This window comes from Streptomyces sp. NBC_00683 (assembly GCF_036226745.1).
In the GTDB taxonomy this organism is placed as follows: domain Bacteria; phylum Actinomycetota; class Actinomycetes; order Streptomycetales; family Streptomycetaceae; genus Streptomyces.
This window is the reverse complement of sequence record NZ_CP109013.1, coordinates 269449-292905: the sequence shown is the minus strand read 5'-3', so window position 1 is coordinate 292905 and position 23457 is coordinate 269449. Positions and strand designations below refer to the sequence as shown.

General features: G+C 70.3%; 24 protein-coding genes. 15 read left to right on the top strand and 9 right to left on the bottom strand.

Annotation, left to right across the window (positions count from 1 at the left end; all coding sequences use genetic code 11):
- Positions 1–213 precede the first annotated feature (213 nt).
- Both OG257_RS01460 and OG257_RS01455 read left to right on the top strand, forming a co-directional pair.
- Positions 214–1812, top strand: a complete 1599-nt coding sequence (locus tag OG257_RS01460) for a GMC oxidoreductase (protein WP_329204178.1) — start codon at positions 214–216, stop codon at positions 1810–1812.
- A 21-nt stretch (positions 1813–1833) separates the two neighbouring features.
- A complete protein-coding gene (locus OG257_RS01455) occupies positions 1834–3237 on the top strand; it encodes a lipase family protein (protein WP_329204177.1) in 1404 nt (467 codons plus the stop codon).
- A gap of 170 nt (positions 3238–3407) precedes the next feature.
- Here OG257_RS01455 and OG257_RS01450 read toward each other — a convergent pair whose 3' ends face one another.
- The gene (locus tag OG257_RS01450; protein ID WP_329204176.1) at positions 3408–3908 is read right to left on the bottom strand and encodes a peptidoglycan-binding domain-containing protein; all 501 of its coding nucleotides are present in this window, start codon (positions 3906–3908) and stop codon (positions 3408–3410) included.
- A gap of 128 nt (positions 3909–4036) precedes the next feature.
- Here OG257_RS01450 and OG257_RS01445 point away from each other — a divergent pair, with 128 nt between their 5' ends.
- Positions 4037–4261 carry a cold-shock protein gene (locus OG257_RS01445; protein ID WP_329204175.1) on the top strand — a complete coding sequence of 75 codons (225 nt, stop codon included), beginning with the start codon at positions 4037–4039 and terminating at the stop codon, positions 4259–4261.
- 114 nt (positions 4262–4375) lie between these two features.
- On the opposite strand, the gene OG257_RS01440 is transcribed toward OG257_RS01445, so the two are convergent.
- The gene (locus OG257_RS01440) at positions 4376–4801 is read right to left on the bottom strand and encodes a contact-dependent growth inhibition system immunity protein (protein ID WP_329204174.1); all 426 of its coding nucleotides are present in this window, start codon (positions 4799–4801) and stop codon (positions 4376–4378) included.
- A gap of 344 nt (positions 4802–5145) precedes the next feature.
- Between OG257_RS01440 and OG257_RS01435 the strand changes: the two genes are divergently transcribed.
- On the top strand, positions 5146–5406 hold the full coding sequence (locus OG257_RS01435; RefSeq protein ID WP_329204173.1) for a hypothetical protein: 261 nt from the start codon (positions 5146–5148) through the stop codon (positions 5404–5406).
- A gap of 290 nt (positions 5407–5696) precedes the next feature.
- On the opposite strand, the gene OG257_RS01430 is transcribed toward OG257_RS01435, so the two are convergent.
- Positions 5697–6290 carry a GNAT family N-acetyltransferase gene (locus OG257_RS01430; protein ID WP_329204172.1) on the bottom strand — a complete coding sequence of 198 codons (594 nt, stop codon included), beginning with the start codon at positions 6288–6290 and terminating at the stop codon, positions 5697–5699.
- A 64-nt stretch (positions 6291–6354) separates the two neighbouring features.
- Here OG257_RS01430 and OG257_RS01425 point away from each other — a divergent pair, with 64 nt between their 5' ends.
- The gene (locus OG257_RS01425) at positions 6355–7443 is read left to right on the top strand and encodes a hypothetical protein (protein WP_329204171.1); all 1089 of its coding nucleotides are present in this window, start codon (positions 6355–6357) and stop codon (positions 7441–7443) included.
- A 154-nt stretch (positions 7444–7597) separates the two neighbouring features.
- Here OG257_RS01425 and OG257_RS01420 read toward each other — a convergent pair whose 3' ends face one another.
- From OG257_RS01420 to OG257_RS01410, 3 genes are all read right to left on the bottom strand, one after another.
- Positions 7598–7921 carry a nuclear transport factor 2 family protein gene (locus OG257_RS01420; RefSeq protein WP_329204170.1) on the bottom strand — a complete coding sequence of 108 codons (324 nt, stop codon included), beginning with the start codon at positions 7919–7921 and terminating at the stop codon, positions 7598–7600.
- A 157-nt stretch (positions 7922–8078) separates the two neighbouring features.
- On the bottom strand, positions 8079–8663 hold the full coding sequence (locus OG257_RS01415) for a GNAT family N-acetyltransferase (RefSeq protein ID WP_329204169.1): 585 nt from the start codon (positions 8661–8663) through the stop codon (positions 8079–8081).
- A gap of 9 nt (positions 8664–8672) precedes the next feature.
- Positions 8673–9230: a CGNR zinc finger domain-containing protein gene (locus OG257_RS01410; RefSeq protein WP_329204168.1), complete on the bottom strand. Its 558-nt coding sequence runs from the start codon at positions 9228–9230 to the stop codon at positions 8673–8675.
- Between the two features lie 102 nt (positions 9231–9332).
- Here OG257_RS01410 and OG257_RS01405 point away from each other — a divergent pair, with 102 nt between their 5' ends.
- On the top strand, positions 9333–10505 hold the full coding sequence (locus OG257_RS01405; protein ID WP_329204167.1) for an epoxide hydrolase family protein: 1173 nt from the start codon (positions 9333–9335) through the stop codon (positions 10503–10505).
- Between the two features lie 158 nt (positions 10506–10663).
- On the opposite strand, the gene OG257_RS01400 is transcribed toward OG257_RS01405, so the two are convergent.
- Positions 10664–12406, bottom strand: a complete 1743-nt coding sequence (locus OG257_RS01400) for an ABC transporter permease (protein ID WP_329204166.1) — start codon at positions 12404–12406, stop codon at positions 10664–10666.
- On the bottom strand, positions 12403–13110 hold the full coding sequence (locus tag OG257_RS01395) for an ABC transporter ATP-binding protein (RefSeq protein WP_329204165.1): 708 nt from the start codon (positions 13108–13110) through the stop codon (positions 12403–12405). Before OG257_RS01395 ends, OG257_RS01400 begins: the two co-directional genes overlap by 4 nt.
- Positions 13111–13325: 215 nt before the next feature.
- On the opposite strand from OG257_RS01395, the gene OG257_RS01390 reads away from it, so the two are divergent.
- Together OG257_RS01390 and OG257_RS01385 are read left to right on the top strand one after the other, a co-directional pair.
- On the top strand, positions 13326–14636 hold the full coding sequence (locus OG257_RS01390; RefSeq protein WP_329204164.1) for a sensor histidine kinase: 1311 nt from the start codon (positions 13326–13328) through the stop codon (positions 14634–14636).
- Positions 14633–15331, top strand: a complete 699-nt coding sequence (locus OG257_RS01385; protein ID WP_329204163.1) for a response regulator transcription factor — start codon at positions 14633–14635, stop codon at positions 15329–15331. Before OG257_RS01390 ends, OG257_RS01385 begins: the two co-directional genes overlap by 4 nt.
- Before the next feature lie 8 nt (positions 15332–15339).
- On the opposite strand, the gene OG257_RS01380 is transcribed toward OG257_RS01385, so the two are convergent.
- Positions 15340–16368: an AraC family transcriptional regulator gene (locus OG257_RS01380; protein ID WP_329204162.1), complete on the bottom strand. Its 1029-nt coding sequence runs from the start codon at positions 16366–16368 to the stop codon at positions 15340–15342.
- Between the two features lie 173 nt (positions 16369–16541).
- On the opposite strand from OG257_RS01380, the gene OG257_RS01375 reads away from it, so the two are divergent.
- The 7 genes from OG257_RS01375 to OG257_RS01345 all read left to right on the top strand — a co-directional run bounded on the left by OG257_RS01375 (position 16542) and on the right by OG257_RS01345 (position 23410).
- Positions 16542–17510 (top strand): alpha/beta hydrolase, encoded by a 969-nt coding sequence (locus OG257_RS01375; RefSeq protein WP_329204161.1) that lies wholly within the window; start codon positions 16542–16544, stop codon positions 17508–17510.
- Between the two features lie 94 nt (positions 17511–17604).
- Positions 17605–18333, top strand: coding sequence for a GPR1/FUN34/YaaH family transporter (locus OG257_RS01370; RefSeq protein ID WP_329204160.1), 729 nt, complete (start codon positions 17605–17607; stop codon positions 18331–18333).
- Positions 18334–18418: 85 nt separating this feature from the next.
- Complete coding sequence (locus OG257_RS01365; RefSeq protein ID WP_329204159.1) at positions 18419–20314, top strand: amidohydrolase; 1896 nt, start codon at positions 18419–18421, stop codon at positions 20312–20314.
- 76 nt (positions 20315–20390) lie between these two features.
- A complete protein-coding gene (locus tag OG257_RS01360; protein ID WP_329204158.1) occupies positions 20391–21065 on the top strand; it encodes a hydrolase in 675 nt (224 codons plus the stop codon).
- 15 nt (positions 21066–21080) lie between these two features.
- Complete coding sequence (locus OG257_RS01355) at positions 21081–21611, top strand: DoxX family protein (protein ID WP_329204157.1); 531 nt, start codon at positions 21081–21083, stop codon at positions 21609–21611.
- A gap of 57 nt (positions 21612–21668) precedes the next feature.
- A complete protein-coding gene (locus tag OG257_RS01350; RefSeq protein ID WP_329204156.1) occupies positions 21669–22511 on the top strand; it encodes an alpha/beta fold hydrolase in 843 nt (280 codons plus the stop codon).
- A gap of 26 nt (positions 22512–22537) precedes the next feature.
- Positions 22538–23410 (top strand): alpha/beta hydrolase, encoded by an 873-nt coding sequence (locus tag OG257_RS01345; protein ID WP_329204155.1) that lies wholly within the window; start codon positions 22538–22540, stop codon positions 23408–23410.
- Positions 23411–23457: the final 47 nt, after the last annotated feature.

Here is a 23457-nt window from a genome sequence, read left to right as displayed (position 1 = left end):
ACGCAGACGTCTTGTCACTGAGTGACACCCAGACCTACGCTGCCGTAAGTGACCAGCGAGTAACAGTGCTGTTCCTACCTGGATTTGTCATGCACAGGCCGCATTGGAGCGTCCAGGCGTCGTCGACCGCTAAGGATCGGCCCGTCCCGGCAGCTCGGTCGGCCACATCGTTCCGATGGCACCAACCTGCCCCCCACACGCAAGGAGCCGCTCATGCCCTCTGCCAGCAGGCGCGCCCTGCTCACCGGTGCTGCCGGACTCGCAGCCGCGAGCTTCCTGACACCAACCCCCGCAGCGGCCGCGCCGACCCGGGTGAGACTCGCCAGGGAGGAGCACCGGGCGGTCATCATCGGCTCGGGCTTCGGTGGCGGCGTGACCGCGCTGCGGCTGGCTCAGGCCGGCGTGCCGGTGACCGTGCTGGAGCGCGGCCGGCGATGGCCCACGGGGCCGAACGCGGAGACCTTCCCTCGGGTGTCCGGCCTCGACAAGCGGGCGCTCTGGTACGGAACTCTCCCGGCGGCCGTCCGGCCGCTCGCTCAACTGATCGGCGCACCACTGGACTTCGCGCCCTACGTGGGTCTCCTGGAGCCGGTACTCGGGCAGAACATCCTTGGCGTCTGCGCTGCCGGGGTCGGCGGCGGCTCCCTCGTCTACCAGGGAATGACGTTGCAGCCTTCCGAGGCCGTCTTCAACACCTGGCTGCCCCAGGAGCTCGACTTCCGGCGCATGAACGAGATCCACTACCCGCGGGTCGCGGGCATGCTCCGCGCGGAGACCGCGCCCGACGCACTGGTCGGCTCGCCCCACTACTACGCGGCGCGTGTCTTCGCCGAGCGGGTCCGCCGGGCCGGGTACGGCCTGGAGAAGATCCCCATGCCGATCGACTGGGACTACGCCCTGGCCGAGCTGCGCGGCGAGATGCAGCCGTCCTACACGAACGGGGACTGCGCGCTCGGCGTGAACAACGGCGGCAAGAACTCCGTCGACGTGACCTACCTCCGACAGGCCGAGGCGACCGGGAAGGTGACCGTCGAAACCCACCACAACGTCACCTCCGTGGCGCGGGCGGCGGACGGCCGGTGGGAAGTGCATGTCGACCGTACCGATGACGCGGGAACCGTGCTGGAGCAGAAGATCCTCTCCACGCGCGCCCTCGTCATGGCGGCCGGCAGCCTCAACACCAGCAAACTCCTCGTCCACGCCGGTGCCACCGGCGCCATCCCCGATCTGCCCGACGGTCTTGGCGAAGGGTGGGGAACCAACGGCGACCGCATCTACGCCTGGACGAACCTCCAGGAGGACTTCGGGGCAGAGCAGGGAGGTCCGGTCGTCTACGGCAGCAAGGAGTGGGACGACCCCGGGACGGCGAACACGATCATCCAGGCGTCGCTGCCGCCGCTCGGCATCGACGCACGGACGACCATGCTGGTCGGCTTCGGGGTGAGCGCCGACCGCGGCCGGTTCCGCTACAACGCTTCCACCGACTCCGTGTCACTGCACTGGCCCTTGGGCGGCGACGCCGCCAGCCACCGCAACATCCATCGGCGCGTGACCAGGGTATCCAAGGGGCTCGGCGTCCTCACGGACACGAACGCCCTGGTCAACAGCACCTGGCACCCGCTGGGCGGCGCCCCGATGGGCACAGTCTGCGACCTGGAAGGCCGCGTTCTGGGACAGCGCGGTCTCTACGTCCTCGACGGCGCCCTGATCCCCGGTACGACCGGCGCCTGCAACCCCTCCATGACCATCGCCGCCGTGGCCGAACGGGCCATGGACGCGATCACCGCGCACGACATCGACACGATCATCTGACCGACGGACGAGGAGCACATCATGAGCCGCAAGAGAACCCGTTCCCGTTCCACCCTCACCCCCGCCACCCCCACCCCGGCGACCGGCCGTGGCGACAGGGCCGGACTGCGCCTCCTGGCCGGCGTTGTCGCCGCAGGCACCGTCTGCGCCGGCCTGTCGGCGGTACCGGCCTCCGCCGCCGCACCGGAACCCGTCGTCTCCCGCGGGGTCACCATCCCCGCCTTCTACACCCCGCCGTCCGAACTGCCCTCCGCCAACGGTGCGTTGATCCGTACCGAGGCCATGCCGCTCGGGCTGAGCATCCCCGGCCTGGACGGCCGCGCCATGCCGGGCACCGCGACCCGTCTCATGTACAAGTCCACCGACTCGGCCGGGCTGCCCGTCGCCGTGACCGGCGCGTACATCGAGCCCTCGGCGGCCTGGAAGGGAACCGGCCCGCGCCCCCTGGTCGCGGTGGCCTCGGGCACCATGGGCCAGGGCGACCAGTGCGCCCCGTCCTTCGCCCTGCAGAACCCGCTCACCCTCAACGGCGACACCGTGTCCGTGGGCTACGAGGCCCTGGCGATCTACCGTCTCCTTTCCACCGGGGCGGCAGTCGTCGTCACGGACTACGTCGGCCTCGGCGCCACCGACCGCCTGCACACCTACGTGAACCGCCTCGACCAGGCCCATGCCCTGCTCGACGCAGCCCGCGCAGCCCGTGCCGTACCCGGCGCATCGATCACCCCGTCATCCAGGACCGGCCTGTACGGCTACAGCCAGGGCGGCGGTGCCAGCGCCGCCGCCGCGGAACTCCAGCCCTCCTACGCGCCCGACGTCCCGCTCGCCGGAACCTACTCCGGCGCACCCCCGGCGGATCTCACCTCGGTCATGAAGGGGATCGACGGCAGTGCGCTCGCCGGTGCGCTGGCCTGGTCGATCAGCGGCTTCGCCCAGGCCGACCCCGACCTGCGCGCGGTCGTCGACGCGAACATCAGCGCCACCGGCAAGGCCGCCCTGGCGGACGCGTCGACCATGTGCGTCGGCGACGCGCTGTTCGGCTACGGCTTCACCAAGAGCAGCAAGTGGACCACCAGTGGCAAGTCCATGGGGGACATCATCGCGGCCGAACCCCGCGCGAAGGCCGCCCTGGACAAGCAGCGCATCGGCAGGCTCAAGCCGTCCGGACCGGTACGTCTGGCCACCGGCATCCAGGACGACATCGTTCCCCACTCCCAGGTCCGGCAGCTCGCCCTCGACTGGTGCAACAAGGGCGCCAACGTCACCTACGACGCCATCGTCCTGCCGAACCTCGGCGACAAGATCCTCACCAATCACCTGGTACCGCTGATCACCGACCAGGGCGACGCGATCTCCTGGCTGACCGACCGTCTCTCCGGGAAGGCGGCCAACTCCAACTGCTGGACGATGCCCATCCAGCTCTGACCCCTCCACCAGCTGACACCGCGTCCACCGGAACGTCGTCCCGGTGGACGCGGTGGCGCTGAGCCCGGCGCACAGCAGCAAACCCGACTGTTCACGCCGGGACGGACGACTCCTTCCCGCTGCAGGCGCAGGGGGAAGGAGCCATCCGTCGGCCGCCGGGAGCTCTTGCGTCAGCGGGTGCCGAGCAGGGCGCGCCAGGTCTCCGGGCCGATGACGCCGTCTACCTGCAAGCGGTGGTTCTTCTGGAAGGCGATCGCTGCCGACTTCGTCTTCGAGCCGAACCCGCCGTCGACCGTGAGGCCGTAGCCATAGACGTTCAGCTGCGTCTGGGCTGCCTTCACCGCGCGGCCGGACTTGCCGTACTGCACCGTACTGATCAGCTTGGACCACGTGTTCGGGCCGATGACGCCATCAGCGGCCAGGGACCGGGACTTCTGGAACCTGATCACCGCGGAACGGGTCTTCGCGCCGAAGATGCCGTCGGACTCGACCGTGTAGCCCCGCGCGGTCAGCAACTGCTGGGCGGACCGCACGTCCGCACCCTTGGAACCGCTCTGGAGGATCGGCCAGGAGACACCCGGGGAGGGCAGCTGCCCACCGCCTCCGCCACCACCCGGCTTGACCGGGCGGAAGGGGTCGTAGTTGTCGCTGCCGATTCCGTACTTGAACATCGCCCCCCCCCGCCAGGCGTCTGCGAGCTCCGCCGCAGGTCAGGCCCAGAGCGAGCCCTGGACGCTCTTGGCTCTCCAAGCTGAGGTCCCCGATACGTCGGCGCAGCCGGCACTCGTATAGTCGCCGCATGGTGACTGCGACTGTCCGTGAGTGGCACGACGAGGAAGGGTGGGGAGTCCTCGACTCTCCCGAGACGCCCGGCGGTTGTTGGGGCCACTACTCCGCCATCCAGACGAGGGGCTTCCATACGCTGTCGCCGGGACAACGTGTAGACCTCCAGTGGGAAGCCCCTGGCTACAAGCAAGACGGCTACACCTACCGCGCAGTGAACATAGTGCCTCGGCCGGCCTGACATCCACATCTGACATCAACAACGGCAAACAGCAGCAACTACGCCCAAGGGGCTGCACTGGAGGTTCGGTGCGGCGTCGCACGACGGCCCAGGTTCCGGCTCAGCCCTTGCGGATCAGCGAAGGGATTCGGCTCGCGCGACGAAGCGGGCAAGCTCCTCGGCTCCGCCGCGGGGCAGGTCAGCGACCGCTGTCTCCGGCAACGTAGTAATCACGGTGCGCAGCCTCGTGTTCAGGTCTGGCAGCAGGGCCCAGGCTGCGGCAGGGGCCCTGACGGCAGCGAGCAGCAGATCGCCCCCGTAGAAAGAGGCGTCAAGCAGCGGCTCTTCGAGCAGCAAGCGCACTGCGAGTGGAAGGACGTAGGGCAGCGCCACCTGCTGGGAAATGAGGATGCGCAGGTCTGCCGGACCGAATTCGCCCAGGCGCACCTGCCGCAACGCATGCACTTTGCGCATCAAGTGGGTCGCGTCAGCGGCAGGGGGCGTCCAGCAGGGCCGGTCCAGTTCATCGAGTGTGCGGTCCAGGTGCAGCAGATGGTCCATGGCGTCCATTCTCACCACAACAGGCAGTGGGACCTTCGGCTCAGGTCATGGGCGTGAATGCCAGGGCTGCGGTTGATCAGCCCAGTTTCTCCTAACTGCCCAAGCCCGGTCGGCGACCGACCCGCTGGTGGAGAGGAGGACACGTTCGGCGATTTCCCGGATGGATGGACTCTGCGCGTCTCTCCGCGATGTGATCCCTGATCACCTGCATGATCTCAGGATGCCGCCGCTCGCGCGGGTGGCCCCTGCACCGAGGCAACAAGCCGCGCAGGCACCACCCGCGCACATTCCCCCGACCCCGACCCGACGGCCGCACAGCCGTCCTCACCATTCAGGAGCAGCCCGTGATCACCGAGCAAGAAGCCCGCGACGCCATCCGGCACGCCCTCGGCGACGTCGCCAGCATCGACATCGAGACCTTCCCTGCCGGGAACCTGTCGATCACCATCACCAAGGGCGAACACGCGGCGACGATCGACGGCCATACCGAAAGCGGCTGGGGCTGGAGCATCGACCCCGTCGAGGACGACGGATTCTCCGGCCACGAGAACACTGCAGACACGCTCGAGGAAGCTCTCGTGAGCATCCACGCCGCCCTCATCTGAAACGACAAGAGCCGACAGGGTGTGCCCCAAAGCCCACCGCACACGTACGGGGAGCACGCCCTGTCGGCCACGTCTCCTCGGCCCGCCGGTCAGGGGCTCCTCACCGGGTGCCGACCGGTCCGGCCACCAGGAGTGGTCGCCGCCAGCGCCGGCGCGGACGGCAGGACCGGTGAACGCAGCACCACCGTGTCGAAGAGCGCCGCGCAGTCGACCCCGCCGGCGATCTCACCGGAGACCGCCTTGGACAGGGCCGCGAGGGCACTGGTGCCCGCAACCGGCTCCTCCTGTGGTCAGCCCCGCCCCTGGAGCCGTTCCGGGCGGCTCGAGCCGGTGGAAATGTTGCCGGCACCCTGTTCGCGGAATCTATCCGACGTCAGCTCGAAGACGCGTACTCGTCTGTTGCAACTTGGATCGACGGTCTCATGGAACGGATGCATCCCCAGTTTGGCCATGACTCGCTCGGACGCGTCGTTGCCCACCTGAGCGATGCTGATGATCCGCTTCAGTGCACAGTCCTCGAACCCGAAGCGAACCACTGCCGCAGCGGCCTCGGTGGCCAGTCCCTGTCCCCAGTGGGCCCGCCCCAATCGCCAGCCGACCTCGACTGCCGGCAGCACCTCCGGGAGGAAGTCGGGAACTGATAGGCCGGTGAACCCGGTCAGCTCGTGGGTGGATCGGATCTCCACGGCGAACAGGCCGAAGCCCTGTTCCTCCCACCCTCGCTCCATTGCTTCGATCCCGCTGCGGGTCCGATGTTCGTCACGGACGCTGCCGTCACCGATCCACCGCATGACTTCGGCGTCAGCGTTGATGGCGGCCAGGGGAGCAACATCTTCCGCACGCCAGCGGCGTAGGAGCAGGCGGGGAGTCTCAAGCGTGACCATCCGAGCATTCTGGACCAGTCCCGAGTGCTCCACCGTTCTCATCAGCCGCTTTCGATATTAGGGTGTGCCGGTGATCTTCAAGAGGAAGCAGAAGGGCGCGCGTCTCGCCGCCGTCGTGTCCGAGCTGGAAGATGCGGTTGCCGCTCGCGATGGCGACCGCACCGGCCATGCTTTTACTGCCGTGATGAGCGGTGCGCAGTCGGCGTCGGATGCTGAACTGATACAGGCCGGGCCTCGATTGGCGGCGCTGATCCCTTCGTTCCCGCCCACAGGACCGCGGCCGACGCTGGCGATGGCTGCCGGATTCTGCGTCGAGCGCGGGGCCGATCCGGCGGCGTGCGCGGAGCCGATCCTCAGCGCCGTTCACAAGGACTTGCTCGACGCCCTGGAGTTTGCCCGCCGCTGGACCGCCGGCGGGGCCGAGGACGAACTGCCGGAGCCGGACGAGAAGATCATCGACGACGCGCTGCTGGCCCGCCTGGGCGGCGACGCGTACGAGGCCACGCGGCTGGCGCTGGCCTGGTGCTCGGCCGAGGAGTGGCAGCCTCCCGCGCTGGCCGTGCTGTGCCGCAGCGCTGAAGTGCGTCATCGGTTCGCATCCGCGATACTCCCAGTCTGCCGCGACGTGGAGGCCCTGGAGCGGCACGACCTCAAGTGTCTGTCCTACGCGCTGGCTGTTCTGGACGACGAACCCCTGCTCGTGCTGCACGGGCCGACCGGGAGGGGGTTCGAGGTGCGCATCGGCGGCATCGGGGACAACTTCCAGCTGCACACGCTCCTGGCCCATGTCCTCGTGGGCGGCGGCCACGTGCCCGGCAACAAGCCTTCGGTGGAGAGCGTTCGCCTGGCCACGGACCCCGAGCCGGCCCGGGGACGCAGCGAGACCGTTTCGACCGGGACCTTCGAACTCCTCGCCCCGGACGGCGCGCGAATCTGGAACGAAGGGCTGCCCGACGACATCCCCGTGGTGGAGGGACGCCGCCTGCTCGTGCTCGACGAGCCCATGTACGAGCGCAGTTGGAACGCTGACCGTTTCTTCCCGCATCTCCCGGGCACGGCCGTGCTGACCCGCGTCCTGACCACGGACGAGACGCGCACCTGGTTCGCCCGCACTTCGGCCGGTTCCGGCTCGCAGGAACTCGGGAGGAAGTGATGAGCACGGCCTGACAGCCCGGACGCCGGGCGACTTCGCGTCGACCCGATTCGGTCATGCAGGGCGAGGGATGACGCCCCGTGAGTGAAAGCCTCCTCGGCCTTGCCGCTTCCTCACCACCCGCTGCCGCGTCCAACGCCTTTGTCAGGGCATCTCAGGCTTGGCCCGTTTCGAACCGGCTGATGCGACCGTCGGTCGTCACATCGAACCTCCAGGCGGTGCGCATCTCGCCCCAGGTGTTGTTCCGATAGTCGACGATCAGGCCGCGACCGCCGTCGGACTCGGAGGCGACCGACATGTGGCCGCCGGAAGAGAAGATCTCTTTGTCCGCCCATTCGGTGAGATTGCGGTCCGAGCCGTCGTCGGACATGGTCGCGCCGGGGGCGAGGAGCGCCTCGAAGGCGTCCCGGTCCCCGGCGTTGACGGCGGAGACGAAGGCGCGGACGGCGGGGTCGGTCAGCTGGGCCGGGTCGATCACGGGGGCCTCCTGGTCGTGCGGGTTTACGGTGCTCGTGTGCGACCAGGGAACACCGTGGACAGGGCCGGGGCGCCGACCCTCACTCATTCGAGTCCCCACCGCGTGTCACCGCAGCACGGACACCGACCGCTTCCAGGGAAGCCGGCGTCCTACTCCCTCAGGAACATCGTGCGCCACGTTCAACCGGACGGTGTGGATGAGGGCCTGTGAATGAGGGCCACACGCCGAACCACTGCTCGGCGCCGTACTCCTCGAACCTCTCCACCTCGGTGAACCCCAGCTTCGCCGCGAGGCGCATCGAGGGGCCGTTGGCGGTCTGGGTGCAGAGCACCACCGGCTCGCCGGGGAGCGCATCGGCGAACCAGGCGAGTGCCGCCGCACACGCCTCGGCGGCGTACCCATATCCCCACGCCTCCGGCAGGAATGTGTAACCGAGCTCGGTCTCACCTGCATCCGGACGGACGTGCCCCGGACGTTCTGCGTCGCGCCGATCGAGCGTGACCATGCCGATCATCGCTCCGTCGAGATCGATCACGAAAAGGCCGTGGCGCCGCCCCGGCACCTCTGGCACCGCGCGTTCGAGCTCGTCGCGCGGTCGAGGGCCACCGAGGTAGGTGTGCACCTCGTGCGAGGCGAACAGCTCGATGAACGCCGCACGGTCTCGGGCCTCGGACTCGCGGAGTACGAGCCGTTCGGTCGTTATCCGGGCAGGCGGCCAGGCGACGGGTCCGAGTCCAGTCATGGCGGGAACCTATCGCACCTCTTTGGCATTGAAGCGCGCCTTCTTCTGCCGATTCCCGCACGTGTTCATGTCGCACCATTTGCGGGTGCGGCTCTGGCTGGTGTCGAAGAAGGCGGCCCGGCAGGTTGGTGATGCGCACAAGGCCAGTCTTCCGTCTCGTTCGCCCGCGATGATGCTGATCGCGTCGGCGGCGATCACGCTGAGGGCGTCTTCCACGCAGGAAGCCGAGTTGAGCCGCCATCGCCGCTCACCCTCGGGCGTCAGGACGGCCGCGGCCCGACCCTGAATGCTGCAGTCATTGATGACGTGGACAGCAGACACAGGGAGAGCGTCCTGGGTCGCGCCTCCTGTCGCGGCGGCGTGAATCGACTCCCTCAGTTCCCGAGCGAGGTCGAGCTGGGCAGTGGTGCAGGAGTCCACGGCGAGGCCGTTCACTGCCAGCCAGTCGATGAGTCGCTGCGGAGTGGGAATGCGCTCCACAGCGTCGCCACGACGCTCCGTCAGAGTCGCCGTGAAGCTGGTCGCCAGCACGCTACCGAGGCGAAAGTCAGGGAATCCAGCACGCATGGAACCACCTTAGCCGGTTGCGCGCCGGCGTGACGAGATGTTAGAACCGGCTTAGCCGGTTCGCGAAGGGTACAGCCGGTTCTGCGATGGCCAGGAGGTGTCATGTCCCGTCTAACCAGCGACGTGCAAGCATTTGAAGCCCACGCAACCGACGCTGACCTCGACGATCTGCGCGCGCGATTGGCCGCGGCGCGACTGCCGGAGGCCGAGACGGTCTATCGCGCCGCGCCCGACCCTCGCCGTTGGGAACAGGGCGTTCCCCTCGCCGATCTCGTCGATGTCGTGAACTATTGGCGCACCGGCTACAACTGGCGGTCGTTCGAAGAGCGCCTTCACCGGATCGGTCAGTTCCGCACGACCATTGACGGTCTGGGAATCCACTTCCTGCACCGCCGATCCGCGCGCGCAGACGCCACACCTCTGATCGTGACCCACGGCTGGCCAGGCAGCATTGCCGAGTTCATCGATGTAGTCGACGAGTTGGCCGATCCGAAAGATGCAGACGCGCCGGCGTTCCACGTCGTGATCCCGTCGCTTCCAGGCTTTGGCTACAGCGACAAGCCGGCCACCACAGGGTGGGGAACCGAAAAGATCGCGGCCGCATGGGTGGAACTGATGGGAAGGCTCGGCTACGACAAGTTCGCAGCCCACGGCGGCGACTGGGGAGGCAACATCACCACGGTTCTGGGCGGCAGGTTCCCGGCGCACGTTCTCGGCATCCACACGACGTTCGCGGAGGCACCGCCCGGGTTGACAACGGACGGGCTGACGGCGGTCGAGCGCAGGTGGACCGAGGAAACCCGCCATTTCTGGCGCCACCGCGCGGCGTACGCGAAGCAGCAGGCGACCCGACCGCAGACCATCGGCTACTCGCTCGTCGACTCACCGGTCGGGCTTCTTGCCTGGATCCTTGACAAGTTCGCCGAGTGGTCAGACACCGAAGACAGCCCGTTCGAGACGATTTCCATGGACAGGGTTCTTGACAACGTCACCCTGTATTGGCTGACGCGGACCGGTGCGTCGTCGGCCCGCATCTACTACGAAAGCCACAACTCGCTCGACCCCGAACTTCGGGTCGACGTCCCGTCAGCGATCAGCATGTATCCCCGCGACATCGAGAAGTGTCCGCGCCCCTGGGCGCAGGAGCGGTACCGACACATCACCCGATGGAGGTCGCCCGAAGTCGGGGGACACTTTCCGTCGCTGGAGGTTCCCGAGCATTTCGTCAAAGATCTACAAGAGGGCCTCGGGGCAGTGCTGGCCGCTCATCGGTGAACGCGGCTGGGTGTCGGTACTCGATCACCGCCTGATCCGGCGGAAGGCTTTGCCCGACGGCTTCAACCAGAAGTTGGCCCGGGCCGTATCCCCTGGCCACCCGACCCCCGCCGCTGGTTGCAGTGGGGGTCGGACGCCGGCGCTCCGAAACGGATCCTCTATTCGGTGCGCAGAGCCGTGGCCGTTCGGGACTTCGCGGCCCAGCCGGCGGGCAGGAGCGCGCCCAGGGTGGCGATGAGCAGCCCGCCGAGTGCGAGCGGGAGCAGTTCGGCCCCGTGGTAGACGGCGATGACCGAGTCGGGGAGGCGGAGCCCCGCGCTGTCGCCCATCGCGGGGAGCACCCAGCCGTGCAGGGTTACACCGAGCGGCACGCCCAGAGCGCCGGCGACCAGTCCGGTCAGGGCGACGGAGGTGAGGACCATCGCGATGGTCTGCCGGGGGGTCATGCCGAGCGCCTTGTGGACACCGATCTCCCGGACGCGTTCGCGGGTGTCGAGCAGCACGCCGTTCAGCACACCGAGCGCCGCGACGGTGACGAGCATCAACGTGAGGATCGCGGACAGCGCGTTGAGCGTGACGACCATGTCGCTGCCGGCGCCGAGCCCGCCGACGCGCGCACTGACCCCCAGCGGTGCCAGGTCCTTGTTCAGCGCGCGAGCCGGCCGCGCGAACGGCCGGGCCAGGCCCAGGGCGACCGGCTGCGGCAGCGGCAGCCGGCCCGCCAGGCGTGCCGCCCACCGGCCGCGCTCCGTCGACGCGGCATGCCCGACGGCGAGAGCGTCGACCGTGCGCAGCCGGCCGGCCCTCCAGGCACTCGCCCACGCGGTAGCGGCCACGAGGCCGAGAACCCCGGCGATCACGGTCAGGTCGACCCAGGGGGCGACGGCCAGTGGGGAGGCGGCGCCGTAGACCTCCCCGGTTTCGGCCAGTACGGGGACGGCGAGCAGGTGGCCGGCGAGGACGCCGAGTGCCGTGCCGGCCGCGGCCGGGATCAGCGCCTGGGCCACGTAGGCCCGCACGACCTGGGCCGGGGTGAAGCCGACGGCCTTGAGGATGCCGATGCGGCGCGTTCCCGTGCCCACCGCCGACGCGACGACATTGCCCACGGTGAGCACCGACATGACCAGGCCCAGAGCGCCGAACGCGATGAGGAACGGTACGTAGAGGGCGGTGTCGCGCTCGGCGGACTCCCTGACGGTGAGCCAGGACTGCTCGCCGACGGCCGCTCCCGGAGGGAGGGTTTCCGCCACCGCCCTGCCGCCTGCGGTGATCTGTGCCGCGGTGTCGGCTTCGGTGAAGCGGTAGAGCATCTGGTAGCCGCCGCTGCCGGGCGAGGTGAGTGCCGGCATCTGGGCCGGGACCACCCAGGCGTCGGCGGTCTGTGTGATCGAGCGGGCCAGACCGACCACCGTCAGCGACGGCTTGCCCGGCAGAGCGGGGAAGGCAACCTTCATGCCCATGGTCGGGATGAGCGCGGCTCCGGCAGACAGGACGATCTCGCCGGGGCGGGTGGGCCACCGCCCGTCGAGCAGCGTCACCTCGTCCACGTCCCGGCCGGGATCGCCCCGGCCGACCACGGTCATAGGCCAGCCGGGGCCGGACCGACCTGCCCGCGGGGTGACCGTCGCCGTACGGAACGGCCCCGCCGCGCCGCTCACCCCTTCGGCGTCCCCGGACTTCGACAGCTGCCCGTCACCCACCTTGCCGGCGTCGAACCGGACGGACAGGTGCGCGCCGTGCTGCTGGGCGAAGGCATCGTCGAAGGGCGCTCCGGACACTGCCAGGAGCGACCCACCGAGGATGGACGCGGCCACCGCCATCATGGTGGCGAGCCCGATGACCAGCGTCTGTACCCGGCGTCGTCCCACCCCAGAGCGCACCACCTTGCCGAGCGCGCTCATCGGACGGCCTCCCGGGCGACGGCGTGCGATCGGACGTCCTCGGTGACCCGGCCGTCGGCGATGCGGACCGTACGGTTCGTGCAGGATCGGGCCAAAGCCGGGTCGTGGGTGACCACGAGGATGGTCTGGCCCTCGGCATTGAGGTCGGTGAGCAGCCTGCTGACGTCCTGTCCGGCGGCCGTGTCCAGTGCCCCGGTCGGCTCGTCCGCCAGGAGCAGCGGCGGCCGGTTCATCAGCGCCCTGGCCACCGCGACGCGCTGCCGCTCGCCCCCGGACAGCCGCCCTGGGTAGGCGCGGGCGTGCCGGTCGATGCCGAGGGTTTCCAGGAGTTCCGCCGCCCGGCGATCCGCGTCCCCACGTGCCATGCCCGCGAGCCGCGCCGGCAGTACGACGTTGTCGGTGACGGACAGATCGTCGAGCAGGTTGAAGAACTGGAAGACCATGCCGACCTTCGACCGCCGGTAGAGCGCCGACCCGGCCTCGCCGAGGCGGTCCACCCGCACGGAGTCCACGGTGACGGTCCCCGTATCGGGCCGGTCGAGCCCCGCGATCAGATTGAGGAGCGTGGACTTGCCGCTTCCGGAAGGGCCGAGGATCGCGACGGCCTCGCCCGGCTGCACGGTCAGCGACACCTCGTGCAGAGCGGGCGGACCGTCGTCGTAGCGGCGGCTCACCTCGCGTAGTTCGATCACCGGCGTGGTCATGGAAGGGCTCCTTCGATTCGGGCATCGGACTCCCCGGACGCTAGGAGCGAGCCCGGCCGCTGCGCGTCGCCCGCCCGGACCCTTTGCCGTACCGCACCGGGATGATCTGCCGGAGCGTCATCCCTGCGATGTAGGCGCCCGATGTATGCGAGGCGCCGGGAACGACCACTGAGGCGGACTCCGAAGGCTCGGGAGGCGGCGACAATGAGCCGGTGATGAACGTACGTACGACGCTGGAGCGGCTGCGGGAAGCCGCGCGTCAGACGGTCCGCGAGGCCGGGCTTCCCGGCGGCCCGCCGCCGCGGCTCACCCTGCGCGCCTGGCAGTTCGACGTACTGGTGGCCCTGACGCTCGGCATCGCCACCGTCTACTACGGCATCGACAACGCAGACAACGTCGTGGTGCGGGAGATCGCACCCGGCGTGGAGCGCGTCGTGCCGCGCCCGAACGGCCCCGACGGCATGGCCTTCATGGTGACCCTCTCGTTCATCGCCTCGAGTGCCCTGGTGCTGCGCCGCCGCTTCCCGCTGGCCGTACTGTGCGTCGTGACGGCCGCGACACTGGCGACACCGCAGAGTGTCCTGCGGCTGACCTTCTACGCGTTCGTCATCGCCGTCTACAGCGCCGCCGTGTACAGCCCGTACCGGGTGGCGACCCTGGCGGCGCTGCCGGTGTCGGTCGTCCTGGTCGGCACCTCGGGGAACTCGGTCACACCGATCGTCCCCAACGAGTACATCGCCCTGCTGATCCTGGTCCCGATGGCGGTGGCCGCCGTCGGCCTCCGTACCTGGAAACTCCGAACCGACGAGGGCCGCACCCGGCTCTCCGCCCTGGAACGCGAACAGGCCGAGGCGCTGCGCCGGGCCGTCGAGCACGAGCGGGCCAGGATCGCCCGCGAACTGCACGACGTCGTCACCCACAACGTCAGCGTGATGATCATCCAGGCGGGCGCCGCCCGAAAGATCATGCAGACCTCTCCCGAGCAGGCCGCTGAAGCGCTGCTCGCCGTCGAGGCCGGCGGGCGGGCGGCCATGACCGAGCTGCGTCACGTCATGGGACTGCTCACCATGAGCAGCGAGGACGAGGGGGCAAGCGGAGGTGCGGACATCGCCGGTACGGCGGCGGAGCTCTCCCCGCAACCCGGCCTGGACCAGCTGGAAACGCTGGTCGGACGGGTCCGGAACACCGGACTGCACGTTGACCTGAAGGTGACCGGCCCGCCCCGTCCCCTGCCGACCGGCGTCGAACTCGCCGCCTACCGCGTGGTCCAGGAGGCCCTGACCAACACGGTGAAGCATGCGTCAGGAGCCACCGCCGCCGTGACGGTCGATTACGGACCGGACCGGCTCCGGGTGGAGGTCACCGACACGGGTGGGCAACCCGGCGCGGGCGCGGCCGCCGGGAACGGCCGCGGCCTGATCGGCCTGTGCGAGCGCCTCGCCGTCTACGACGGAACGCTGGACACCGGCCGGCGTCTGACCGGTGGGTACCGTGTCGAAGCCCTGATCCCCTTGGAGACACCGTGACCGAGCCGCTGCGTGTGCTCCTCGCCGACGACCAGACCCTGGTCCGCACCGGATTCCGGTTGATCCTTGGTGCCGACGGCATCGACGTCGTCGCCGAGGCGACCAATGGGACCGAAGCGGTCGACGCGGTCCGCCGCACATGTCCCGACGTGGTCCTGATGGACGTGCGGATGCCCGAGATGGACGGCCTGGAGGCCACCCGCCGCATCCTCACCGGCGCCCTCAACGCACCCCGCGTCATCATCCTGACCACCTTCGACCTCGACCGCTACGTCTACGCGGCGTTGTCCGCCGGGGCCAGCGGCTTCCTCCTCAAGGACGTCACTCCCGAGCAGCTGACCGCGGCCGTCCGCACGGTCCGTACCGGCGACGCTCTCCTCGCGCCCGCCATCACCCGACGCCTCGTGGAGCGGTTCACCCAGCGCGGCAGCGACGTCGCCACCCTCCACCGCGACCTCGCCTCGCTGACCCCGCGCGAACTGGAAGTACTCGGCCTGCTGGCCCGAGGCCTGAGCAACGCCGAACTGGCCGCCCACCTGCACCTGGCCGAGGCGACCGTCAAGACGCACGTCGCCCGCATCCTCGCCAAGCTCGGACTCCGCGATCGTGTCCAGGCCGTCATCGTCGCCTACGAGACAGGGCTGGTGAGCGCAGGCGGACGCGAGGCCGCCCACCAGCCCACCGAGCAGACGTAGACCACGCCCTAGCAGATGGAACGGATCCGGTGGCGCCGCCACTCGCTCGGGGTGGTCCCATAGGCGGCACGGAAGCGTCGGGTGAAATGACTCGGGCTGCTGAAGCCGCACCGGGCCGCTACGGCGGAGACGGGGAGTGCGGCGTGATGGGGTGAGACAAGGAGCCGGCATGCCGCCTCCAGTCGCTCGCCGATGAGCCACTGTTCCAGGCGGATGCCTGCGCGTCCCAGTACGACGTACAACTGCCGCTTGGAGACGGCGTGTTCCGCGGCGATGCGCTCCGGCCCGAGGTCGGGGTCGGTGAGGTGGCGGCGCGCGTATGCCATGATCCGGGGCACCAGGGAGCTGCCCATGGCTTCTCTGACCCGTCCGTCCCGCTCGTCGTGTGCCGCCGAGGTCAGCAGGGCGCGTACGAGGTCGGTGGTGGCGTTCGCGAGGGCGCCGGCTCCGGGGTCTGCTTCGAGGCGTCCCGGATCCCGGAACAGTGACCTCAGATGTCCCAGCAGCAGGTCGTGCACGGGGCTGGCGCGAAGCCGTCCGGAGGCCCGTACCACGGTGTCGACCGGCAACCCGAGATGCTCCATGTCGACGGTTACGGCTTGCGAGGCGCCGTGTCCGGACCATCCGTAGGTGCGTGGCGCGAGTTCGTGGAAGACGCAGATGTCCTCCGGCCCGAGGGTGGACCGCGTGCCCGCCTGTTCGGCCCGGTGGATGCCCTGGGTCTGGAGCGAGACCGACACCACGGGACGGTCCCGGTGCTGGCGCACGTGCCTGGCCGTGCGCCGGACCTCAAGCCCCGAGCACCGCATGTCGAAGAGATCCAGGGCTCCCACCCGCCACCCTTCGATCCGCGCGCTCATCCCCGCATCGCACTCCTCGTGGACGATCTCGTTCGGCACGGAGCTGTCCGTCATCGCATGGTGGAACGCGTCCACCCTCTCGCGCGGCGCGAAGGCCTCCAGGTCCAGCAGCAGCACGAACCAGCCCTCCAGCACGGTCTCCGGGCGCCCATCCTCCCGGCAGCCCTGGGCACCCACTTTCCCGCTCGTGCACGGGAATGTTCTTCCCGTGCCCTCCTGGCAAGCCCTGCATTGAGGGGCAACAGGCCAGCACGCACAGGCCACCGGTCCCCGCGCCGGCCGTCTAGCTTCGGACGTGCGCCGCCTCACCCGTGCGGCGCACACCCTCGATCCGCAGAGAGGTCCGATCCGTGACTGACCACGCTTTTGTCGCGCCGGTTCTGGAGCCGCAGGCCGCCGCCTTCGCCGAGGCGACCGGGACGCCGCCGTTCCTGTTCCAGCTGCCGCCGGCCGAGGGCCGGAAGGCCGTCGAGGAGGTGCAGTCCGGCGATGTCGAGCTGCCCGCGGTGGACGAGGAGTGGGTGAGCGTCCCGGGCGGCCCGACCGGCGAGGTGCGGGCCAAGATCGTGCGGCCCGTCGGTGCGCAGGGCGACCTGCCCGTGGTCGTCTTCGTGCACGGTGCCGGCTGGGTCTTCGGCAACGCCGCCACACACGACCGGCTGGTGCGTGAGCTCGCGGTCGGAACCGGTGCCGCAGTGGTCTTTCCCGAGTACGACCTCTCCCCGGAGCACCGCTACCCGGTCGCCGTCGAGCAGGTCTGGACCGTCGCCCGCTGGGTCGTCACCGACGGCGACGCTCACGGGCTGGACGCCACCAGGATCGCGGTGGCCGGCGACTCCGTCGGCGGCAACATGAGCACCGTGCTGACCCTGCTCGCCAAGGAGCGCGGCGGCTTGACGCTTGCCCACCAGGTGCTGTTCTACCCGGTGACCGACGCCGACTTCGACACCGGCTCCTACCGCCAGTTCGCCGAGGGCTACTTCCTTCGGCGCGACGGCATGCAGTGGTTCTGGGACCAGTACACGACCGACGACAGCGAGCGTGCTCAGATCACCGCCTCCCCGCTGCGCGCCACCGTCGAGCAGCTCACCGGCCTTCCCCCCGCGCTGGTGATCACCGCCGAGGCGGACGTGCTGCGCGACGAGGGCGAGGCGTACGCCGCCAAGCTGCGGCAGGCAGGCGTCGCCGTGACCGCCGTCCGCGTCCAGGGCGTCATCCACGACTTCGTCCTGCTCAACGCGCTACGCGACACCCAGGGTGCCGAGGTCGCCATCGCGCTGGCCGTCGCCACCCTGCGCAAGGCCCTCGCCGCTCACTGACCCCCGGGCGGCCGACGGGCGGGGACCGGAGCGCCGTCACGAGACGGATCCCGGCCGCTGCCGGCCGAGCCTGCCCCAGCCCCGAGGAGACCCCATGGCCACCAGCGACATCACCCCCGAGGAACCCGCGCCCCCGATCCGGCAGGCCGGAGGCCGCCACCACGAGCCCGATCTGCGCGGCATGACACGCATCACCCTCAGGCCCATCGCCTCGCCGATGCCGCTCGGCTTCTACACCGTGGCAATCGCCTCGACCATCGTCGGCTGCCTCCAGCTCGGCCTGTTCGACGACGGTGCCGAGCGCGCCGTCGCCCTCACGATCCTGCCCGCGTTCTTCCTCCAACTCTTGGTGGGATATCTGGCGTTCGGCGCCCGGGACGTCCTGGCGGCAACCCTGATGGCGTGTTTCTCCGGGATGTGGCTGGCCAGTTCGCTGGTTCTGGCCACCGAACCGCCGGGCGGCGCCCGGGTGCTGGGCGTCCTGAACCTCTGCTTCGCCCTCTTCGCCCTGTTGATGGCCGGCGTCGCTATGCCCAAGCGGGCGCTGTGGCTGGTGCTGTGCACCGCCGTGCCGCGCTTCACGGTCGCCGCCGCCGCCAACCTCTCCGGCGCGCACTGGCTCGCCAACCTCTCCGGCGCGCTCGGACTGGTCCTGGCCGCAGTGGCGATGTACGCCGCCTTTGCCCTGATGTTGGAGGACATGCGGGGCCAGGAAGTGCTGCCGATCGGCCGCACCGGTCCCGCCCACCAAGCCGTGCACGGCGACCTGACGGTCCAACTGCGCAACCTCGAACGCCACGCGGGCGTCCGCCGCACCCTCTGAACCGGTCACACCAGCCGAGCGAACAGCGCGGCCCGTGTCTGTGCCCGTGCCCCCTTGCCGTGACACCACCGAGAGCGAGACACCCATGCATACGATGCCGGTCAGCGGCGTCACCCCCGCACCGGGGAGCGGTGACGGCGCCGACGTCGTCCTGCGCAACGCCAGGATTCACACCGGTGACCCGCTACGTCCCGCCGCCACCGCGCTCGCCGTCCACGCGGGCCGGATCACCGCGCTGGGCGACGACGCCGAGGTTGCCGCCCACGTCGGACCTCGCACCAGGGTCGTCGACGCCCTCGGCCGCCGGGTGGTCCCCGGCCTGAACGACTCGCACGTGCACGTCATCCGGGGCGGCCTCAACTACGTGCTGGAGCTGCGCTGGGACGGCGTCCCTTCCCTGCGCCAGGCGCTGGCCATGCTCCGCGAGCAGGCCGGCCGTACCCCCAAGGGCCAGTGGATCCGGGTGGTCGGCGGCTGGTCTGCCGAGCAATTCACCGAGCGGCGGCTGCCCACGCCCGCCGAGCTGAACGAGGCCGCCCCCGACACCCCGGTGTTCGTGCTGCACCTCTACCAGTCGGCGATCCTCAACCGGGCCGCCGTCCGTGCGGCCGGCTTCACCCGGGACACCCCCGACCCGCGCGGCGGCCAGATCGTGCGGGGCCGCGACGGCCGGCCCAACGGCGTGCTGCTGGCCGCGCCGAGCGCGCTGATCCTCTACTCCACCCTCGCCGCCGCCCCGACGCTGGACGCTGCGGACCGCAGGGTCTCCACCCGGCACTTCCTGCGCGAGCTCAACCGTTTCGGCCTCACCTCCGCGGTGGACGCCGCCGGCGGCTTCCAGAGCTTCCCCGACAACTACGCCACCGTCATCGAACTGGCCCGCGAGGGCGAGCTCAGCGTACGGATCGGCTACCACCTCTTCCCGCAGACCGCCGGGCAGGAGCTGGCCGACCTCACCCGCTGGGTGGAGACCGTACGGCCGGAGGAGGGCGACGAGTGGCTGCGGCTCAACGGAGCGGGGGAGAACCTGACCTGGGCCGCGGCCGACTTCGAGAACTTCTCCGAGCCCCGCCCCCAACTGTCCGCCGGGTACGAGGGCGAGTTCGAGCAGGCCGTCCGGCTGCTGCTGGAGCACGGCTGGGGATTCCGGCTGCACGCCACCTACGACCAGACCATCCGGCGTGACCTGGCCGTCTTCGACAAGCTCGCTGCCGAGGGCCTGTTCCCCGGAGGCAACCGCTGGCTCTTCGACCACGCCGAGACGGTCACCCCGGGCAGCCTGGAGCGGATCGCCGCGCTCGGCGGCGCGATCAGCGTCCAGAACCGGATGTCCTTCCAGGGCAGGGCGTTCGCCGACCGCTACGGCCCGGAGGCCGCTGCCCGCACCCCGCCGCTCAAGGAGATGCTCGCCTCCGGCCTCCCGATGGCGGCCGGCACCGACGCCACCCGGGTCTCCTCCTACAACCCCTGGGTCGCCCTGCACTGGCTGGTCACCGGCCGTACCGTCGGCGACCTGAGCCTCTATCCGCCCGACCGGCTGGTTTCCCGCGAGCGCGCCCTGGAGCTGTACACCTGCGGCGGAGCCCGGATCACCGGCGAGGACGACGTCAAGGGCGTCCTCAAGGAAGGCTGGTACGCCGACTTCGCGGTCCTCAGCGACGACTTCTTCGCCGTGCACCCGGACGACATCCCTCACATCGAGGCCGTCCTGACCGTCGTCGGCGGCCGGATCGTCTACGCCGCCGGCGAGTACGAGGGCCTCGACGAAGCCGTCCCACCGCTCAGCCCGGCCTGGAGCCCGGTCGCCCGCTTCGGCGGCTACCAGGCCACCCCGCCGCCGTCGACGCGCGGCGCCCGCCAGGCCGACCTTCTGGCGCAGGCGGTCGCCGACGGTGTGCAGCATCGGCAGTGGAGAGTCGCCCGTGGCCTCGCCGCTCCCGAGGAGCAGCCCGCCGCTCTCGACCCCTGCTTCGGCTCCTGAACCGCGCCGGGCAGCAACAGCCCGCCTGCTCCCGCACCACGTCGTGCACCGTCCACCCAAGGAAAGGGATCCCCTCATGTCCGACTTCAACTTCGACCTCGACGCAGTCACCGCCGCCCCCAGCCGTGACCTGCTGACGCCCGACAACGCGATGATGCTGTTCGTCGACCACCAACCGCAGATGTTCTTCGGCGCCGCCAGCACCGACCGCGTCGCCGTCGTCAACGCCACCGTGGGCCTGGCCAAGGCCGCCCGTGCCTTCGACGTCCCCGTGGTCCTGTCCACCGTTGCCGCCGCCTCCTTCTCCGGGCCGATCCTGCCGCAGCTGCGCGAGGTCTTCCCCAAGCACGACATAGTCGACCGGACCTCCATGAACGCCTGGGAGGACGAGTCCCTGGTGGAAGCCGTCAAGGCGACCGGCCGCCACAAGATCGTGCTCAGCGGCCTGTGGACCGAGGTCTGCCTCGTCCTGCCCGCTCTGTCCGCCCTCAGCCAGGGCTACGAGGTGTACGTCGTCGCCGACGCCTCAGCCGGCGTCACCCCGGCCGCCCACGAACACGCCCTCCAGCGGATGACCGCCGCCGGCGCCGTCCCCGTCACCTGGCTGCAGGTGCTCCTGGAGCTCCAGCGCGACTGGGCCCGCACCGAGACCTACGTCGCCACGACCGACGTGGTCAAGGAGCACGGCGGCGCCTACGGCCTGGGCATCGTCTACGCCCACTCCATGATCGACCCGCACGTCGCCGGCTGACCGGCACCCTCGGCCATGGACACCGACACCGGACTGCTCCTCCTGCGCCTCCTGACGGGTCTACTCATCGCCGCGCACGGAGTGCAGAAGGTCAGCTTCCTGCTGGGCGGCAGCGGACTGGCCGGCGGCACCGAGGAGTTCCGGCACGACGGCTTCCGCGGCGGGGCGCTCACCGCCCTCGCCGCGGGAGCCGGCCAAATCGGCTCCGGCCTGATGCTGGCCGCCGGAGCCCTCACCCCGCTCGCCGCCGCCGGAGCCATCGGCGTGATGACCGTCGCTCTCACCGTCAAGTGGCCCAACGGCCTGTGGGTGCAGCACGACGGCTACGAGTACCCCCTCGTCCTCATCGGCATCGCCACCACCCTCGCCCTCACCGGGCCCGGCCGCCTCTCCGCCGACCACGCCCTGGGCCTGCCCCACTGGCCCGCCTGGTCAGCCGCGGCCGCACTGGCCCTCGGCACAGCCGGAGGCCTTGCCGTGCGCGCCCTGCTGCACCACCCGCCCGCACCCGCGCCCCCGTCGCAGGCGCCGCCGAGGTCCCCGTGACCGCACCTGAGCACCATGCGCTGATGCCCGTGCCCCCGTACCCGGAAGGATCCGATCATGACCGGCCGTCCGCTGAGCCGACGCCGCACTCTCAAGAGCGCCGTCGGCGCCGCAGCACTCACCGTCACGGCGGCCGCCGGGGCGCCTTCGGCCGCCGCGTCCGCCGGCCCCGATGCGGAACAGACCGAGAAGCCGACCGTGGTCCTGGTCCACGGCGCGTTCGCCGACGCCGCCAGCTGGAACCCGGTCACGGAACGGCTCCAGCATCAGGGCCACCCGGTGATCGCCGCGGCCAATCCGCTGCGCGGCCTCACCCACGACGCAGCCCAGGTGGCCGCGCGGCTCGCCGCCATCCCGGGACCCGGCGTCCTGGTCGGCCATTCCTACGGCGGGGCGGTCGTCACCCAGGCCGCCGCCACCGCGCCCAACGTCAAGGCCCTCGTCTACGTCTCCGCGTTCGTCCCCGACGCAGGAGAGGTCCTCGGCGAACTCGCCGCGCGGTTCCCCGGTTCCCAGCTCGACGCCGCACTCACGCCCGTCCCCGTACCCGGCGCCGACGGCACCACCGCCATCGACCTGTACATCCGCCCCGACCGCTACCACGAGGTCTTCGCCCAGGACGTTGCACCTCCCACCACCCGAGTGCTGGCCTCGGGCCAACGCCCGCTCAGCGCCTCCGCGTTCACCGACCGGGTGAGCGGCGCGGCCTGGCACACCGTGCCGTCGTGGACCCTGATCTCCACCCGGGACCGGGGCATCGTCCCCGAACTCCAGCGGTTCCAGGCCGCCCGGGCCCGGTCCAGGACCGTCGAGGTGCCCACCTCCCACCTGCCGATGTACAGCAGGCCCGGCGCCGTCGTCGCCCTGATCCGCTCCGCCGCCCGAACCGTCACCGCCTGATACCCGCCACCTTCAAGGAGCCACCCATGTCGTCCCCCGAATCCACTTCGTCCTACGCACGTGACCTCGCCCAGGTCGAGGCGGCCAACGCCGCCGGCCGCATCCCCGTCGTCTTCATCCACGGCCTGTGGCTGCTGCCCACCAGCTGGGACCGCTGGGCCACGGTCTTCGAGGCGGCCGGCTTCGCCCCGGTCCTGCCGGGCTGGCCCGACGATCCGCACACCGTTCAGGAGGCCCACGCACACCCGGAAGTCTTCGCAGGCAAGAGCGTCGGCCAGGTAGCCGACCACTTCTGCGACCTCATCGGCCGTCTGGACCGCAAGCCGGTGGTCATCGGCCACTCCTTCGGCGGGCTGATCACCCAGATCACCGCCGGACGCGGCCTGTCGCAGGCTTCGGTGGCGATCGACCCGGCGCCCTTCCGAGGCGTGCTGCCGCTGCCGCTGTCCTCCCTGCGCGCCGCGAGCGCGGTGCTCGGCAACCCGGCCAACTACCACCGCGCGGTGCCGCTCACCTTCGACCAGTTCCGCTACGCCTTCGCCAACGCCGTCAGCGAGGAAGAGGCCCTGCAGCTGTACGACACCTTCGCGGTGGCAGCTCCGGGCGAGCCGCTCTTCCAGGCCGCCACCGCCAACCTCAACCCCTGGACCGAGGCGAAGGTGGACACCCAGGCGGCCGCCCGCGGACCGCTGCAGATCATCTCGGGCGAGAAGGACAACACAGTGCCCTGGGCCATAGCCAACGCCGCCTACAAGAAGCAGGCGCAGAACGAGCACGCCGCCACGGAGATCACCGAGATCCCTGGCCGGGGCCACTCCCTGACCATCGACAACGGGTGGCGCGAGGTCGCCGACACCGCGCTCACCTTCATCCGCCGCTTCGTCGACCCGACCGCCTGACATCTCCCTGGGCCAGAGCCCGACCTCGCTGGGCACGCCGTGCCGGC